Consider the following 15,184-nt stretch of genomic DNA (forward strand, 5'->3'; position numbering starts at 1 on the left):
AAAAATCTTTGCTTAATTTAGCTTTGAAAATTACCTGACCATTGAAAGATACATTTAAACACAAAGGATTACGACAGCAGTTAGTTAACGTTATAAGGAACAAAGGAATAACCAACGATGCGGTTTTAAAGGCTATTGGAAACATACCAAGGCATTTGTTTATGGACTCTGGTTTTTTAGACCATGCTTACCAAGATAAAGCGTTTCCTATTGCGGCAGACCAAACCATATCGCAGCCCTATACGGTGGCTTTTCAAACGGAATTGTTGGAAGTTAAAAAAGGCGACAAGGTTTTGGAAATTGGTACGGGCAGCGGGTACCAAACCGCTGTTTTATGCGAATTGGGAGCTAAGGTTTTTAGTATTGAACGCCAGCAGGAACTGTTTAAAAAAACCAGTAAGTTTTTACCAAAATTGGGGTATCGTGCTAAAAAACTCGTTTTTGGCGATGGTTACAAAGGCCTACCGGAAGAAGCGCCTTTTGATAGTATTATTGTTACCGCCGGCGCACCGTTTGTGCCAAAACCCTTATTGAGCCAGTTAAAAATAGGAGGAAGGCTTGTAATACCCGTGGGCGATGATGTGCAAATTATGACGCTTTTTATTAGAAAAGGACCAAAGGAATTTGAACAACACGAGTTTGGTGAGTTTCGTTTTGTACCGCTTTTGGAGGATAGGAATTAAGGATTTCAGTGTTCAGTCCGCTCATTTACCCAATTTCAGTATCCGAAATGCTCCCTGAACTACCAACACAAAAACAATTGTGCCAATAATTAAATCAGGTTTGTTTGAGCTTAACCAATTTACCAAAACTCCTGCAATTATTACTCCTAAATTTATAATCACGTCATTCGAGGTGAAAATCATACTCGCTTTCATATGTGCCTCTTCTTTGCTTTTGGACTTTTGTAAAATGTAAAGACAAATTCCGTTTGCAATAAGTGCAAAAATCGAAACGATAATCATTGTCGAAAAATCGGGGAGTTTCTCATCTCCGAAAAATCTTATTAAAACTTCTACAAATCCAATAATCGCAAGCGTGATTTGAAAATATCCAGCAAGTTTTGCAATCCGCTTTTTCTTAATTAAAGTTCCGCCAACCGCAAACAAACTAATTCCGTACACAAAACTATCGGCAAGCATATCCAAACTATCGGCAACAAGTCCCATGGATTTTGAAATGATTCCCGTTGTCATTTCGATAATAAAAAAGGCAAAATTTATTGCAAGTACAGACCAAAGTATCTTTTTTTGGTTTGCATTTTCTTTAAATTCCGTTTGGTCTGTATGTTCAGTCGATACTTTTTTTCCGCCTAAATTCAGTTCGATAACAGATTTTTCGATTTGGTCGATTTCTCCATTGTGAAAAACGGTCAATTTTCGATTAGGAATATCAAAATCCAAATTTGCAATGCTTGAAATTCCATCCAATTTCATTCGGATTAGATTTTCCTCCGAAGGACAGTCCATCTTGGTAATTTCAAATATTGTCTTTTTCACTCGTTTTATTATTTTTTTGGATTAACATCAACACCTTATAACCTAAGCTAAATGAATAAATCGAGATTATCAGTTGCCAAAAACTTCATTAAAGCTATCAGCCCCACCAACAACAGGTAAAACCAAGTACGTTCCATCCAAATCAACGGTCAATTCTGTTCCTGGTTTTGGGTGCAACGTAAACTCTTTATCACTTGAAAAAATCATCAATCCAATTTGTTGCCCTGCTTTAATGATTTGGTCGTCTGGTTGTAAATCAAAAGTAACGTCGTAAAACTTACCGGGTTTTAAAGGTTTGCTTTCGGTTAACGATTTATGGTTTTGAGGATCTGCCCATCCACGGGTAATAATATTATCGGTTGTTTTTGCGCGTCTGCTGTCATTCCAAGGCAGTGATACCAACCAAACCGATAAATTTGCAGCAGGTTTGTTGCTAGCCAATTTAATGGTGATTTGTGGTACACCCGAAATGTGAACATCCTTTGTTAGTTTGGGTGTTACAAACAGCAAACGGTGGTTCGTAATTTCTGCTCGCGCCAACGCTTCACCGGTAAACGAGTAATTGTCAACCAACGTTTCTTTGCCTTGTTTTGTTGGTTTTGTTGTGGTTAAACCGCCTGTTTTTGGAGTGCCGGATGTTAAGTGCAACGTTACTGGTTTTGCTTCAGGATTTGGGTAGTCTTTATAAGCAGTTGGTTCGTCCATTTTGTCGCCTTCGCGAACTATCCACGCTTTATGGGGTTCGTTTTCAATATCATTGTCAATACCGTGTAAATATTGTGTAAACCATTTATTCATCATGCTTATTGGTGGTGGTCCACCATGACCGAATTGATGGTAATATATTTGCGTGGTTAAGCCCATGTCTTTGGCTTTTTTATAAATGCGGTAACTGTGTTCCGGCATTACATTCCAATCGTTAAACCCGTGTGCCATTAACAATGCGGCTTTCATTGGTGCCATATCGTTTAAATAATCCCGACCTGCCCAAAAATCGTTATAATCGCCCGTAATTCTATCCATGCCATTTTTCATTTCCATATCGCGAACCATGGCATTGCTATACGCTCTTTTGTTTTTAAATGCTTTAGGAATATGGGCATCATTAATAGTTGCATTACTGTTTGGGATTATAGATTCCTCTCCACCACTATGGATATAATCGTATAACACATCGATATCCTCACCTAAATAACCACCCGGAGAACGCACCAATCCGTTGGAACGGTAATAATGATAATAAGACGTATTGGGTGCCACAGGAATAATAACCTCTAAGCCTTCAACGCCCGTGGTTGCGGCTGCCAAGGGAAGTGTGCCGTTGTACGATGTTCCCGTCATACCCACTTTTCCGGTGGTCCAAAACGCCTCAACCTCTTCACCGCCGTAAGCTTCAGTATAGCCTTTTGCACGACCATTTAACCAGTCGATAACCGCTTTTGGAGCCAAGGATTCGTTATCGCCACCAACCGTTGGCGAACCTTGGGATAAACCTGTTCCGGGAGATGATGAATGTACCACAATATAGCCTCGAGGCACCCAAGTTTGAATTTGCGAATTTGAAATAATGGGACGCTCGCCCAATCGGGTAACTTCGGGGTGTACCCTTGCTTTTTCCATAGCACCCAATTCGTGCTTTACATCCCAAAAAACACCATCAACATCTGGGGCAACCCCGGCGTAGTACGGACTGGTTTCGTAAATAACGGGAAGCTTTAAACCTTCGGTTTCGGTTTGATATGGTCTGGTTACACCAACATGCATGCGATCTAGTTTGCCATCGCCATCGGTATCGAAAGTCGTTTCGACAAATAAATCATGACGAATCCATTTATCCGGGGTATTAAAGGCCTCGACTATTTGAGCTTCACCATCTTTAAAAATAGGCGTTGCTTTTTCTTGGGCTACAACGGACAAAACGGTTGTGATGGTTAAACAAAAAGTGAGTATAGCTGTTTTAAATTTGGAATGCTGAGTCATGGAATTTATTGTTTTGGGAGATAAATATTAGGCATGGGTTGGTCTTTGGTTTCTTGGGTCCAGAAAACATTAACAATCCACCAACGCAAACCATCATAAAATAGTTGAATACTATTAATACCGCGCATAAAAGGTTTTTCGTCCCCTTCACTTTTATAAGCTTCGTAGGTGCTAAAAACTTGGGCAATATGACCAAAGGCATCAACTTTTCGGTGTATTTCTTTTTCAAAAAAACCGTTATCAACCAACCATTTGCCCGAACTTTTAATATAGTCGTCCGGTTTCATGTACCGCACTTTGTAAACACCTTTTTTATCCTTTCCTGAAGGAATTAGTTTAGCATTGGGTTTAAACAAATGTTTAAAAAGTGCCCAATCTCTAGCTTCGCCTCTTTCGCCGGAAATAACATCGTATAATGTACCGATAATGCTATCTAAGGTTTTTACCTTGTTAGAATAATCTATTTCCTTTTCGGCATTGTCTTGGGCGTTTATGGTAAAGGTTAATAGGCAAATTAATAATGTGGTAACAAGTTTTTTCATATTGAAAATTTTTCGAGGTTTTACAGAATACAAAGTAGAAATTTAACAATAATTGAAGCGTTAAGATAGTCTTAAATTTAAAAAAATTTCATTGCTGTTTATATCAATGCATTCAAAGAATTGTCATTCGCATTAAAATGGGAATTTATCTATAAGTTTTCTTAACTCTATCTAAATCGCGTTTATTGTCGCGGTCTTTTATGGTTTCGCGTTTGTCGAATAATTTTTTACCTTTTGCCAAGGCAATTTCCAATTTGGCAAACCCTCTATCGTTGATAAATAAACGCAATGGAATGATGGTTAATCCCGTATTCTGGACTTCTTTATTTAGTTTTTTTAATTCCTTTTTATTTAAAAGCAATTTTCTTTCGGCTTTGGGACGGTGGTTGTAATAATTGCCAAAAGCGTATTCTTGAATGGTCATGTTAATTACAAAAAGTTCGCCTTTTTCATTAAACTCACAAAAACTTTCGGCAATGGAGGCTTTGCTGCTTCTAATGGATTTAATCTCGGTTCCGGTTAACACAATTCCAGCGGTGTACTTATCCAATATTTCGTATTGAAAGCGCGCTTTTTTATTTTGTATGTTAATGGTTTTTTGCATGGAGCACAAAGCTAAACGATTTTACTTAAAAGTTAAAGGTTAATTTAAAATTAAAAAGAATGAGTTCAATAAAACCAACAGCACTATTTTTTGTGACACTAATTTCACTAATTAACACAAATAAGTAAGTTAAACTCATTTAAAATTGGTAAAATGATTGCACAAATAGAAAAATCTTTAGATTTTTTCAAATAATCCGTGGAAATCCGTGAAATTCGTGTCTCAATGTTTTTAATGGGCTTGTTCTGTTAAATTAAAATAATTACAATTACTTTAGTTGCCTTAAACGTGATTATTTTTTTTGAATGAAGAAATTCTTTCTGATATTTAGTGTTTTGCTCGTTGTTACTTCTTGTAGTAGCGTTAAAACTTATAACGAGCAAATTAAAGCGTTACACACGGTTGAAGATTTGCAAAACGATGTGGATAAACTCTATAATCAGCTTAAAAAACACCACCCAAAACTGTATCAATATACCTCCAAATCCGTTTTGGATTTTAAATTCGATAGCTTAAAAACGACGATAAAACAGCCGATGACTTCGCGTGAATTCTACAAAATACTGGCGCCCGTTGTTACAAACGTGAGGCAGGGTCATGTTTCGGTAGGTTCGGCAAATAAAAGGTTTACCAGAAAGGAGAGAAAGTTGTTGAAAAAGAAAAAATTTGAATTTTACGATTTGGATTTCGAATATTTAAACCATAAACTTTACGTCAAAAATACACGAGGTAAAGACTCTACATTGGTTGGAAACGAAGTGGTTAAGATTGAAAATGATTCCGCTTCAAATTTAGTCGATATCTACAAAACCCAATTTGCTTCCGATGGCTATAACACCACGCTACACAATCGGTTTGTTGGCAAGAATTTTAAAACCTTTTATTACAGAAACAAAGGCTTTGTAGATAGTTTGAAAGTGACGTTTAAAAATGAAGATTCAACTTTTGTAAAAACCTTTAAACGCTTAAAAAAAGAAGACAAAAAAAAGGATGCTGAAAGCGATTCCACCAAAACGGTTAAACCTAAAAAACTGACCAAAGCAGAAAAAAAAGCCAATCGGATTGCTCGAAAAAAGAAACGGAAATTCAACAAAAAGCACGGTTATATTGCAAGTAGAAAACAATACACGCGCAATTTTGATTTTATTGGAAAAGACAGCACTATTGCCCTTATGAAAATAAGAGGGTTTGGTAACGGGCCATTCAAAGAGTTTTACGAGGAAAATTTTGCAAAATTGGATTCGGCTAAAACCAAATATTTTATTTTGGATTTGCGTGATAATGGCGGTGGACGCATTGCGGAAATCGATAAGCTATACTCGTATTTAACCGATGAAAACTATCAATTTATTACCGAAAGCGAAGTCAATAGCAGAATTCCTTTTATGAAGTTTGTAATGAGCAACACCTCGTCAACCGGTCTTAAAATTGTTGGCGGATTGTTATCGCCCATCATAGTAACCCACAATTTGTTAAAGACCAAGAAAAAAGATGGCAAGCTGTATTACCGATTCAATAAATTTTCAAAAATAAAAGCCCCCAATCCGTTGCATTTTAAAGGCACCGTGTATGTATTGATTAATGGGAATTCGTTTTCGGCATCCTCACTTTTATCAACACATCTAAAGGCCAATAAACGCGCTGTTTTTGTAGGCGAAGAAACCGGTGGCGCATACAACGGAACCGTGGCGGGCATTTATAAATTATACCAATTGCCAACATCAAAACTTAAAGTACGGATGGGCTTAATGCAAATTGAAGCCCCACAAAAACAGCATCCCGACGGTTATGGCGTAAAACCAGATGTTGAAATTACACCAACTATTGAAGATAGAAAAATGAATATCGATACCGAATTGGAATGGGTTTTAAAGGTTATTGAAAATAATGAATAGTTTCGACAGATTATAAAATATGTTAATTACGTATTAATTAATGGGGGTTGACATAATGGTTTTTATACCTTATACGTAAATTTATTTTAGTTTAAAAAAACTAATAGTTGCAAATATGGTATTTTTAATATCCCTTTTTGGAATGGCCCAAACCAAAGATTCCATTCAGCCACAGCATGAAGTTTTTTTTGATAAACTATCCAAAGATTCTGGAACTTGGATTGCTAAAAATCCAAAGTACGACGTTAATAAACCGAATGATTTTTAAAAGTTTATCAATCAGAACCGCTTAAAATTGATGCGGATATATTGGGTGTCAACACCAAAAATGACACAATACCGTTTTGGAAGTTCTCAGAATTCTATGCGCCAGATAAAAAAAAAGAACATATTTTACCAACGCTCTAGGGATGGTTTGTATTATGCCATTGGGGAAGTGAGTATGACAGAAACCGAACGCCATTGCGAAATGTCGTTTTTTTATTATGGTGGTGAATATTTAAAACCTAAAGACACGCATATCTTACTAAGCGAGAATGAAATGCAATCGGTAAGTTATGATTACAACCCGAAATCGAAATCATGGACAAACGAGGCGATTGTGATTTGGAAACGGCAATAAAATAAACGCTAATGCTTTTCAAGAAGTGCCATTAACGACGCCCTATAAGTTGAACTTACAGGGATATGCCTACCCCCAATTTCCACAAATTCCTTTGTATATAATTTGATTTGTGAAACGTTAATAATATAAGATTTGTGTATTCTTATAAATTGATTTGCAGGCAGTTTTTTAATTAATGCGCTAAGTTTATCGTAAACCACAAATGAGTTTTCGTGGGTTCGTATTTTTACGTAATTGCTCAATCCTTCAATGTAAAGTAAAACGTCAAAATCTATTTTCAGCATTTGCTTATTTACCTTTACAAACATGTAGTCTATAGGATTGTCGTCTTTTGTTATTTGGGTTTTAACATGCGTTTTTTGTACCGCTTTTAAAAACCGATCAAACGAAAACGGTTTTAATAAATAATCTATGGCGTTTAACTCAAAGCCATCTAAAGCAAATTCTCTGTGCGCTGTGGTAAAAATTACTTGACTGTCCGAATCTAATATTTTTGCAAAATTTAATCCAGAAAGTTTGGGCATTTCAATATCCAAAAACAGCAAATCAACACTGTAATCTTGTAAATATTCTAGAGCTTCAATAGCGTTTTTAAACTCCCCTTTTAGTTCTAAAAAAGACACGTCTGCAATATATGTTTTGATAATATTTCGCGCCGTTTTCTCATCATCTATTATAATGCAAGTTTGTGTCATGCTGTTTTAATATGGAGTTTAATAGTGTAAGAATCGGGTTGTTCATTAATATGTAAACTGTAATTATCTTCATAAATAATGGCTAAGCGTTTTTTGATATTGATTAAGCCTAAACCTTTGTTTTTGCTTAAAATCCCAGAATCCAATGGTTTGGAATTTGTAACTGCAAAATTCAGGTTTTTTTCTGATACGGATAAATGTATATGAATAGTTGCCATTTCGGTTTCGTTCTTTAGACTGTGTTTAAAAGCATTCTCCACAAAGGGTACTAATATTAAAGGCGGAATTAAAATATCACTTGTTTTGTTTTTTGATAATTTTAACACCACTTTCACACGATCTTCAAAACGGCTTTTTTCCAGGGCGATAAAATCGTTCATCAATGCAATTTCTTTTTCCAGCGGAATTAATTTCTGATTACTTTCATATAAAGAAAAGCTTAAAAAGTCCGAAAGTTTTAAAATAAGACCTGAGGTTTTTTTTGAGTTTTCTAATGATAATCCATAAATATTATTTAGAGTATTAAACAAAAAGTGCGGATTAATTTGCGATTTTAGGTACTTGAGCTCAGAATCTGTTTTTTCCTTTTCTAATACTTTAGTAAACTGCTCCTTTTCTTTAAGGTCTACAAACAATTTCCAACCGGTTGTAATCGCTAATGGCGTTGCAATAATTAATGCAACTTGCACTAAACTTGTAAACTTAAAAACATGTATATGTTGCCCTACCGTCCATTCAGGAAAAAATTGCGGATAACCATAGTAAAGCACAAAAACTCTTTGTGTTATGGCTAATACCGAAAGCAAAACAATTATGGCTGTAGCGTAGTGTGTATGTTTATTGGTGTATAGAAATTTAGGAATAAACACTAACCAATTAATATAAACAGCAATCATTCTTATTGGTAAGAATAAGAACTCAAAAACAATCGCATCAATAAATGTGTTGCGATAATTCCATTCTGAAATGGCGAATGAAAGCATTAACAGAACCCAAAATAGAACATGAAATAAAATAGTTTTTTTAGACATTTTTGGATGGATCAGAATAACAAATCTATTGGAATAAAAGTAGAGATTTATTTTTAAGCACAACTTTTATGCGAAGTGGTTTGTTTTTTATGTGAATTGTTAATAAATGCCCTATGGTTTGTTTTACATAAGAAAGGTTGATGTTGGTATAAAAACTCACTTTTTAAAGGAAGTTAATTCTACATTTGGTTTGGAGGTCTTTAAAAAACCGGTTTAAATAAACAAGAAAACGTATCCATGAAAACCAATAATTATATATCAAGACGAGCAGTTGTAAAAAGTTCTATTTTCGGGGCTTTGGCAGTGGCAATTCCAAATGTTGCATATGCTAAAACTACGGTTGAAAGCAAAAGACAACCAAAAAATATAAACGATTTGTTTTATCGCTATCCCGCCATTCACGAGGATATTGTTTCAGAGGTTGTGGGTAAGTCGCATTTTGATTTAAACCGTGTAAGGGAATTGGTCGATAAACGCCCAGAACTATCTAGAGCGACTTGGGATTGGGGTTTTGGCGATTGGGAAACGGCCATTGGTGCGGCATCGCATGTTGGTCGTCGCGATATTGTTACCTATTTAATAAGTAAAGGTGCAAAACCCAACATATTCACTTTTGCTATTTTGGGGGCTTTCGAAATCGTAAAAAACATGATAGAATTTTACCCGGGAATCCAGAAAAATTATGGACCGCACGGCATCAGTTTATTGGAGCATGCCGAAGCTGGTTTACGAATGAAAGATAAAATGACCTCAAAGCAAATTTCAAACTCTGAAAACCTTATAAGTTACTTAGGAACACTTGGAAACGCTAACGGAGAAGTTTTTTTGAACGAACCAGAGGATAAGGAAAACTACTTAGGGGATTACAAATACGGAGATGGCGAAAATGATGGCTTTTCAGTTAAGCTTAATATGAGAAAAATGTTAACCTTGGGAAGCCTAGGTGCTTTTGGCGGTGCTTTATATCGGGTTAAAGAAAATGTGTTTAAATACAATAAGTTTCCAACGGTATCAATTCATTTTAACAAGGAAAACCGAAAGGTTGTTTCCCTTGAGGTAAGAGAGCCAGACCTCGTTTTAGTGGCAAAAAAAGTATAGCTTAAATACAATAGTTTCATCAATCAAAAAATACTATCTATGCGTATTAGAAGCCTCTTTATTGCTTTTTTTATTTTAACTAATGCGGGGTTTTCTCAAACTGAAATCCCAAAAGCAACAGCACCGATCCAATTAGATGGTTTTATCGATCCGGCCGAATGGCAACATGCTTTTGTTCTTACCGATTTTAAGCAAATAGAACCCAATTTGGGCGCCAGTACTTCGGAAAAAATCATTGTAAAATTGCTTTATAATACGCAGTATCTTTTTATCGCGGCCAATATTCCGTTTACCAATCCTTCAGAGATTTTCGCAACTACTTTAGAGCGCGACAAAGCACAATCAGACGATGATTATTTTGAGTTTTATATTGATTCTTATAATGATAAACTTAACACCTTGGTTTTTAGAACAAACCCTTTAGGGACCAGGCAAGATCTAGAAATTAGCAGAAATGGCGAGGATTTCAATAGTTCTTGGAACACCTTTTGGAGCGCTGCATCAAAAATAAATAATAATGGTTGGAGTACAGAAATACGTATTCCGTTTTCGTCGTTGCGCTACCAAGCTGCTACTATAAATACAATGCGCATTAAAGCTATTGTAAAATATAAAGAGAAAAACGAACGTGTTATTTCACCGCAAAACAACACGGAAGTTGCATCGGCTCATTATCATTTCAGTAATTCGGAAGAAGTACAATTTCAAAATCTACCAATTTCAAAACCGCTTTATATCACTCCGTATTTAAAAGGGAATTTTATCAGTCAGAATCTATTAAATGAAAACGGTACGGCCTATAAAAATCAAACCACTTTTTTAGAGCGAAAAAAATACACAGTTAACGAAACTTTAGATAAAATATTAAGTAATATGGGTTTGGATGTTAAATATAAACCCACGGCCAATAGCACCATTGATTTTACTTTGAATACAGATTTTGCAGAAGTTGAAGTAGACGATAGGGTGGTCAATATTTCAAGATTCCCCATTTTTTTACCGGAAAAGCGGTTATTCTTTTTAGAAAATGCAGATTTGTTCAACTCCAACCAGTTCGATCACCGATTGTTCAATTCAAGGCGAATAGGTATCGAAAATGGTTCGGCAATCCCCATCATCGGGGGTATTAGGTTTACAGGTAATAGCTCGAAGTGGCAATACGGCATGTTGAGTATGCAAACCCATAAGGTTGAAAGCATTGCGTTGTCAAATAATATGAGTGTTGCTCGGTTGCGAAAAACCATTGGTTCCAAAGGTTCAAATATTGGCATATTAAACACCAATAAAATTAATAAAGACGAGAGTAACCACCTTTTGGCCATTGATGCCAATATAAGGTTTACAGATATTATAAGATCCCGGTTTACGGTTGCCGCGACTTTTGACACCCAAACTGGAAACTGGAAACCCATGTACGGAGCGGCCGTTAACACATTTCGTCCCAACGGTTTTGGCATAGATTATTATTTTAGGGAATATACCGAAAATTTTAACCCAGAATTGGGGTTTGTGGAACGCCCCAACACCAAACGGCTTACGCTGAACAATGGCTGGCGAAAAACGTATGCCAATCCAACGTTTTTAAGGTATTTTAGAATTGGGCATTACATAACTAAATATTGGCTGTCGTCCAATGGTGCGCATGAGGTGTTTCAAACCAATTTTTATGTTACGGCAACGCACAAAAAAGGCTACGAGCTGTCTGCCTTTATGCCCATGTACCTCGAAGATAATTTATATGCGTCATGGCAAATAGCGGAGGATGTTGCTGTTCCGATGGGAGCTTACCAAATGTGGAAAATGAACCCGTTTATTAGCACAGGAAACGCAAAACCATATCAATTGTATTTAGATGTGGAATTTGGCGATTTTTACGGTGGTAAACAGTTAACTACTTATGTCAATGTGACCTACGATTTTAGTAAAACCTTTAAAGCGGAATTGGGAGTAAGATATAACAGGTTGAGTTTTCCAGTGACTTACACCACTAATAATGCCTCAAGAAAGTTAAATTTGAGTCGGTATTTTTCGCGTTTAAAACTTAATTTTTCATCCAAAGCGTCACTCAACAGCTATATGCAATACGATACACGGTCAAATAAAGCAGGTCTCAATTTACGCTTTAGGTACAACCCAACAGAGGGCACGGATTTATATCTTGTTTACAACCATAATGTCAATATAAATAGAGATGCGTTAACGCCAAAACCGCCATTTACCAACAATCAAGTCGTTGTTGTTAAATTTTCAAAAACCTTTTTAAGATGAAATTATTACAAGTTACTTTTATGGCAATTGCACTTTTTAAATGCACTACAACTAATGATAAAATTCCAATTACAACGCAATCAAATGAAGCAAAAACCATGTTTCTGCACGCCGTTGAATTTGAAGGATTATTAAAAACAGATGAAGCAGAAAAACAATATGAAAATGCCATAAAGTTAGATTCAACATTTGCTCTGGCACATATTCGATTAGCCATGTTAAAGGACGATTTTGCCAAAAGACGATTGCATATTAAACAAGCAATGCAACACCTCGATAAACTATCCGAAGGAGAAAAACTTTGGATTTTGGCAAGAAACAATTTTTATGGGACACAAGATGGAAAATCAGAATACGATTGTTTTAAAACCGTGGTAAAGCTGTTCCCCAAGGACGAAAACGCAAATTATATGTTTGGTTTTGTAAACCTTCATCACGGCGTAAATCAACCAGATTCTGCAATCCATTATTATAAAAAAGCCTTAAAAATCAACCCGAAAGTGTCGCGGCATTATAACGAATTAGCTTATGCTTACATGGCAAAGCAAGATTTTAAAAATGCTGAGAAAGTGATACAAGACTACATCGCTTTTCTCCCAAATCATGTAAACCCAAGAGATACTTATGCCGAACTTTTAATGCGGGATCATCGCTATAAAGAATCAATTGAAGCCTATAAAAGCGTTTTGAAAATTAACCCAAATGCCCCTTGGGCGTATATGGGAATGAGTGCTAACTTAAGTTTTTTACATCGTTTTAAAGAGGCCAGAAATTTTTTAAAACCTTTGGATACTCTTGAATTAAGCGACTACGAGTACCGCCATAAGTGGAGATCAAAAGTATGTGGTTATTTAATAGAGCAAAAAATAGATTCAGCAATCGTGGTTTTAAACCAACAAAATTCAGAAAGCCTTTCAGGAGAAAATAAAAGAGAGCCTATATTCCATCAATTTATAACCCATTCTCGAATAACCAGACTTTATTTTGAAAACAACCAACCAGACGAAGGAGTGCAAAGCTTTATGGCTTGGAAAAATTTTGTAAAAACTAACATTACAAGACAAGAGACAATAGATAATGTTTTAGGTTTAGAAGAATATTTTATGGCATTCGCCCATATTTTAAAAGGAAATGATGAAGCAGCAAAAATTATAATTGAAAACAACAAAAATCCTTCTGATGATATGAAACTACTCCGAGCGAGACTTTTCCTAAAAGAGAAAAATCACGACAAAGCCATAGGTTTATTAAACACTTTGGATGCCAACAACCCTTATTATTTACATTGGTTGTCAAAAGCTTATGGTCTTAAAAATGATGACCAAAATTTTAAATCGGTTTCAAATAAAATAAAAGATTTAATTGAGATGAATAATATTAATTATGCTTTAATCATTTCGGAACATAGTGAACTGTTGTAAATAATTAAAAACAGTTTGCAACCAACTTACCATTAATTCTATCTCTTTAGGGTTTACTATTGCCTTCCAATTAAAACATTTGTACTTTTGTGTTCGATTTGATAACGAATAACAAAACAGAATATATGAAATCATACGATGTAGCCATTATTGGTTCAGGTCCTGGCGGATATGTTGCAGCAATACGTTGCGCACAATTAGGGATGAAAACGGCAATAATTGAAAAATATGCAACACTAGGAGGCACTTGTTTGAACGTGGGATGTATTCCGAGTAAAGCGCTTTTAGATTCGTCGCACCATTACGAAGATGCGGTGAAGCATTTTGAAGAACACGGCATAGAAATCCCTGGCGATGTAAAAGTCAACCTAGAAAAAATGATTGCACGTAAGCAATCCGTTGTCGACCAAACCACGGGTGGCATCGATTTTTTAATGAAGAAAAATAAGATTGATGTATATCAGGGCTTAGGAAGCTTTAAGGATGCAACACATATTAGCATCAAGGGCGAGGAAACTACCGAGATTGAAACCAAAAACACCATAATTGCCACGGGCAGTAAACCATCAAATCTGCCGTTTATCAATTTGGATAAAGAGCGCATCATTACATCAACCGAAGCTTTAAAATTAAAAGAAATTCCAAAACATTTAATCGTAATAGGCGGAGGCGTTATTGGTTTGGAGCTGGGTCAGGTTTATAAAAGATTGGGCGCAGAAGTTACAGTGGTTGAGTATATGGATCGCATTATCCCAACCATGGATGCTGGTCTTTCAAAAGAATTAAACAAGGTACTAAAAAAGCAGAAATTTAAAATCAACGCGTCGCATAAAGTAAAATCTGTTGAGCGAAGAGGCGATGAGGTAATTGTAAAAGCAGATAACAAAAAAGGTGAAGAAGTAGAATTTAAGGGCGATTATTGCTTGGTATCTGTCGGGCGTCGCCCATATACAGATGGTTTAAACGCCGAAGCTGCGGGCGTAAAGCTGAATGATAAAGGTCAAGTTGAAGTTAATGATCATTTACAAACCAGTGCCTCAAACATTTACGCTATTGGCGATGTTATTAAAGGCGCGATGTTAGCGCATAAAGCCGAAGAAGAAGGGGTGTTTGTTGCCGAAACTTTGGCGGGACAAAAACCACATATCGATTATAACTTAATTCCCGGAGTGGTTTACACATGGCCAGAAGTTGCTGCCGTTGGTAAAACCGAAGAAGAACTAAAAGACGCTGGAGTCGATTACAAAACCGGTCAATTCCCTATGCGTGCTTTAGGTAGAAGTAGAGCGAGTATGGATTTAGATGGCTTTGTTAAAATTTTGGCCGATAAAAAAACAGATGAGATTTTAGGTGTTCACATGATTGGCGCTCGTGCCGCGGATATGATTGCTGAAGCAGTTGTAGCTATGGAATACAGGGCGTCAGCGGAAGATGTATCACGTATGTCGCATGCGCATCCAACATATACGGAAGCCATTAAAGAAGCTGCTTTAGCGGCCACGGAGGATAGGGCATTACACATTTAG

Annotated in this window: 14 protein-coding genes; 8 read left to right on the forward strand and 6 right to left on the reverse strand. The window is 36.1% G+C overall.

Annotated features, from left to right (window positions below):
• Nucleotides 1–41: 41 nt before the first annotated feature.
• Nucleotides 42–683, forward strand: coding sequence for a protein-L-isoaspartate(D-aspartate) O-methyltransferase (locus RNZ47_RS11360; RefSeq protein ID WP_311940043.1), 642 nt, complete (start codon nucleotides 42–44; stop codon nucleotides 681–683).
• A gap of 21 nt (nucleotides 684–704) precedes the next feature.
• Here RNZ47_RS11360 and RNZ47_RS11365 read toward each other — a convergent pair whose 3' ends face one another.
• The 4 genes from RNZ47_RS11365 to smpB all read right to left on the reverse strand — a co-directional run bounded on the left by RNZ47_RS11365 (nucleotide 705) and on the right by smpB (nucleotide 4,625).
• A complete protein-coding gene (locus RNZ47_RS11365; RefSeq protein ID WP_311940045.1) occupies nucleotides 705–1,499 on the reverse strand; it encodes a cation efflux transmembrane domain-containing protein in 795 nt (264 codons plus the stop codon).
• 69 nt (nucleotides 1,500–1,568) lie between these two features.
• Nucleotides 1,569–3,479, reverse strand: a complete 1,911-nt coding sequence (locus RNZ47_RS11370) for a Xaa-Pro dipeptidyl-peptidase (protein ID WP_311940047.1) — start codon at nucleotides 3,477–3,479, stop codon at nucleotides 1,569–1,571.
• A gap of 5 nt (nucleotides 3,480–3,484) precedes the next feature.
• A complete protein-coding gene (locus RNZ47_RS11375) occupies nucleotides 3,485–4,021 on the reverse strand; it encodes a hypothetical protein (protein WP_311940049.1) in 537 nt (178 codons plus the stop codon).
• 145 nt (nucleotides 4,022–4,166) lie between these two features.
• The gene (gene smpB / locus RNZ47_RS11380) at nucleotides 4,167–4,625 is read right to left on the reverse strand and encodes an SsrA-binding protein SmpB (protein ID WP_311940051.1); all 459 of its coding nucleotides are present in this window, start codon (nucleotides 4,623–4,625) and stop codon (nucleotides 4,167–4,169) included.
• Between the two features lie 305 nt (nucleotides 4,626–4,930).
• Between smpB and RNZ47_RS11385 the strand changes: the two genes are divergently transcribed.
• The 3 genes from RNZ47_RS11385 to RNZ47_RS11395 all read left to right on the forward strand — a co-directional run bounded on the left by RNZ47_RS11385 (nucleotide 4,931) and on the right by RNZ47_RS11395 (nucleotide 7,142).
• Nucleotides 4,931–6,520 carry a S41 family peptidase gene (locus tag RNZ47_RS11385; protein ID WP_311940054.1) on the forward strand — a complete coding sequence of 530 codons (1,590 nt, stop codon included), beginning with the start codon at nucleotides 4,931–4,933 and terminating at the stop codon, nucleotides 6,518–6,520.
• Between the two features lie 115 nt (nucleotides 6,521–6,635).
• Complete coding sequence (locus RNZ47_RS11390) at nucleotides 6,636–6,788, forward strand: hypothetical protein (RefSeq protein WP_311940056.1); 153 nt, start codon at nucleotides 6,636–6,638, stop codon at nucleotides 6,786–6,788.
• Between the two features lie 27 nt (nucleotides 6,789–6,815).
• Nucleotides 6,816–7,142, forward strand: coding sequence for a hypothetical protein (locus tag RNZ47_RS11395; protein ID WP_311940058.1), 327 nt, complete (start codon nucleotides 6,816–6,818; stop codon nucleotides 7,140–7,142).
• 8 nt (nucleotides 7,143–7,150) lie between these two features.
• On the opposite strand, the gene RNZ47_RS11400 is transcribed toward RNZ47_RS11395, so the two are convergent.
• Nucleotides 7,151–7,840: a LytR/AlgR family response regulator transcription factor gene (locus RNZ47_RS11400; RefSeq protein ID WP_311940061.1), complete on the reverse strand. Its 690-nt coding sequence runs from the start codon at nucleotides 7,838–7,840 to the stop codon at nucleotides 7,151–7,153.
• Nucleotides 7,837–8,871, reverse strand: a complete 1,035-nt coding sequence (locus tag RNZ47_RS11405; protein ID WP_311940063.1) for a sensor histidine kinase — start codon at nucleotides 8,869–8,871, stop codon at nucleotides 7,837–7,839. The genes RNZ47_RS11400 and RNZ47_RS11405 overlap by 4 nt, the downstream gene beginning before the upstream one ends.
• Before the next feature lie 237 nt (nucleotides 8,872–9,108).
• Between RNZ47_RS11405 and RNZ47_RS11410 the strand changes: the two genes are divergently transcribed.
• The 4 genes from RNZ47_RS11410 (at nucleotide 9,109) to lpdA (ending at nucleotide 15,184) form a co-directional block, all read left to right on the forward strand.
• Nucleotides 9,109–9,969, forward strand: coding sequence for a hypothetical protein (locus RNZ47_RS11410; protein ID WP_311940065.1), 861 nt, complete (start codon nucleotides 9,109–9,111; stop codon nucleotides 9,967–9,969).
• 39 nt (nucleotides 9,970–10,008) lie between these two features.
• Entirely contained in the window at nucleotides 10,009–12,237 is a 2,229-nt protein-coding gene (locus RNZ47_RS11415) for a carbohydrate binding family 9 domain-containing protein (RefSeq protein WP_311940068.1), read from the forward strand.
• Nucleotides 12,234–13,658 carry a tetratricopeptide repeat protein gene (locus RNZ47_RS11420; protein ID WP_311940070.1) on the forward strand — a complete coding sequence of 475 codons (1,425 nt, stop codon included), beginning with the start codon at nucleotides 12,234–12,236 and terminating at the stop codon, nucleotides 13,656–13,658. The genes RNZ47_RS11415 and RNZ47_RS11420 overlap by 4 nt, the downstream gene beginning before the upstream one ends.
• A gap of 125 nt (nucleotides 13,659–13,783) precedes the next feature.
• The gene (lpdA, locus tag RNZ47_RS11425; RefSeq protein ID WP_311940072.1) at nucleotides 13,784–15,184 is read left to right on the forward strand and encodes a dihydrolipoyl dehydrogenase; all 1,401 of its coding nucleotides are present in this window, start codon (nucleotides 13,784–13,786) and stop codon (nucleotides 15,182–15,184) included.

Origin of the sequence: Hwangdonia seohaensis (assembly GCF_031932625.1) — a bacterium.
In the GTDB taxonomy this organism is placed as follows: domain Bacteria; phylum Bacteroidota; class Bacteroidia; order Flavobacteriales; family Flavobacteriaceae; genus Hwangdonia; species Hwangdonia seohaensis.

What these genes read in the sequence shown, in the direction of transcription:
- smpB (WP_311940051.1), bottom strand. Translation starts at nt 4,625, where the DNA reads ATGCAAAAAACCATTAACATACAAAATAAAAAAGCGCGCTTTCAATAC.
- RNZ47_RS11375 (WP_311940049.1), bottom strand. Translation starts at nt 4,021, where the DNA reads ATGAAAAAACTTGTTACCACATTATTAATTTGCCTATTAACCTTTACC.
- RNZ47_RS11410 (WP_311940065.1), top strand. Translation starts at nt 9,109, where the DNA reads ATGAAAACCAATAATTATATATCAAGACGAGCAGTTGTAAAAAGTTCT.
- RNZ47_RS11400 (WP_311940061.1), bottom strand. Translation starts at nt 7,840, where the DNA reads ATGACACAAACTTGCATTATAATAGATGATGAGAAAACGGCGCGAAAT.
- RNZ47_RS11370 (WP_311940047.1), bottom strand. Translation starts at nt 3,479, where the DNA reads ATGACTCAGCATTCCAAATTTAAAACAGCTATACTCACTTTTTGTTTA.
- RNZ47_RS11390 (WP_311940056.1), top strand. Translation starts at nt 6,636, where the DNA reads ATGGTATTTTTAATATCCCTTTTTGGAATGGCCCAAACCAAAGATTCC.
- RNZ47_RS11385 (WP_311940054.1), top strand. Translation starts at nt 4,931, where the DNA reads ATGAAGAAATTCTTTCTGATATTTAGTGTTTTGCTCGTTGTTACTTCT.
- RNZ47_RS11405 (WP_311940063.1), bottom strand. Translation starts at nt 8,871, where the DNA reads ATGTCTAAAAAAACTATTTTATTTCATGTTCTATTTTGGGTTCTGTTA.
- RNZ47_RS11420 (WP_311940070.1), top strand. Translation starts at nt 12,234, where the DNA reads ATGAAATTATTACAAGTTACTTTTATGGCAATTGCACTTTTTAAATGC.
- RNZ47_RS11415 (WP_311940068.1), top strand. Translation starts at nt 10,009, where the DNA reads ATGCGTATTAGAAGCCTCTTTATTGCTTTTTTTATTTTAACTAATGCG.
- lpdA (WP_311940072.1), top strand. Translation starts at nt 13,784, where the DNA reads ATGAAATCATACGATGTAGCCATTATTGGTTCAGGTCCTGGCGGATAT.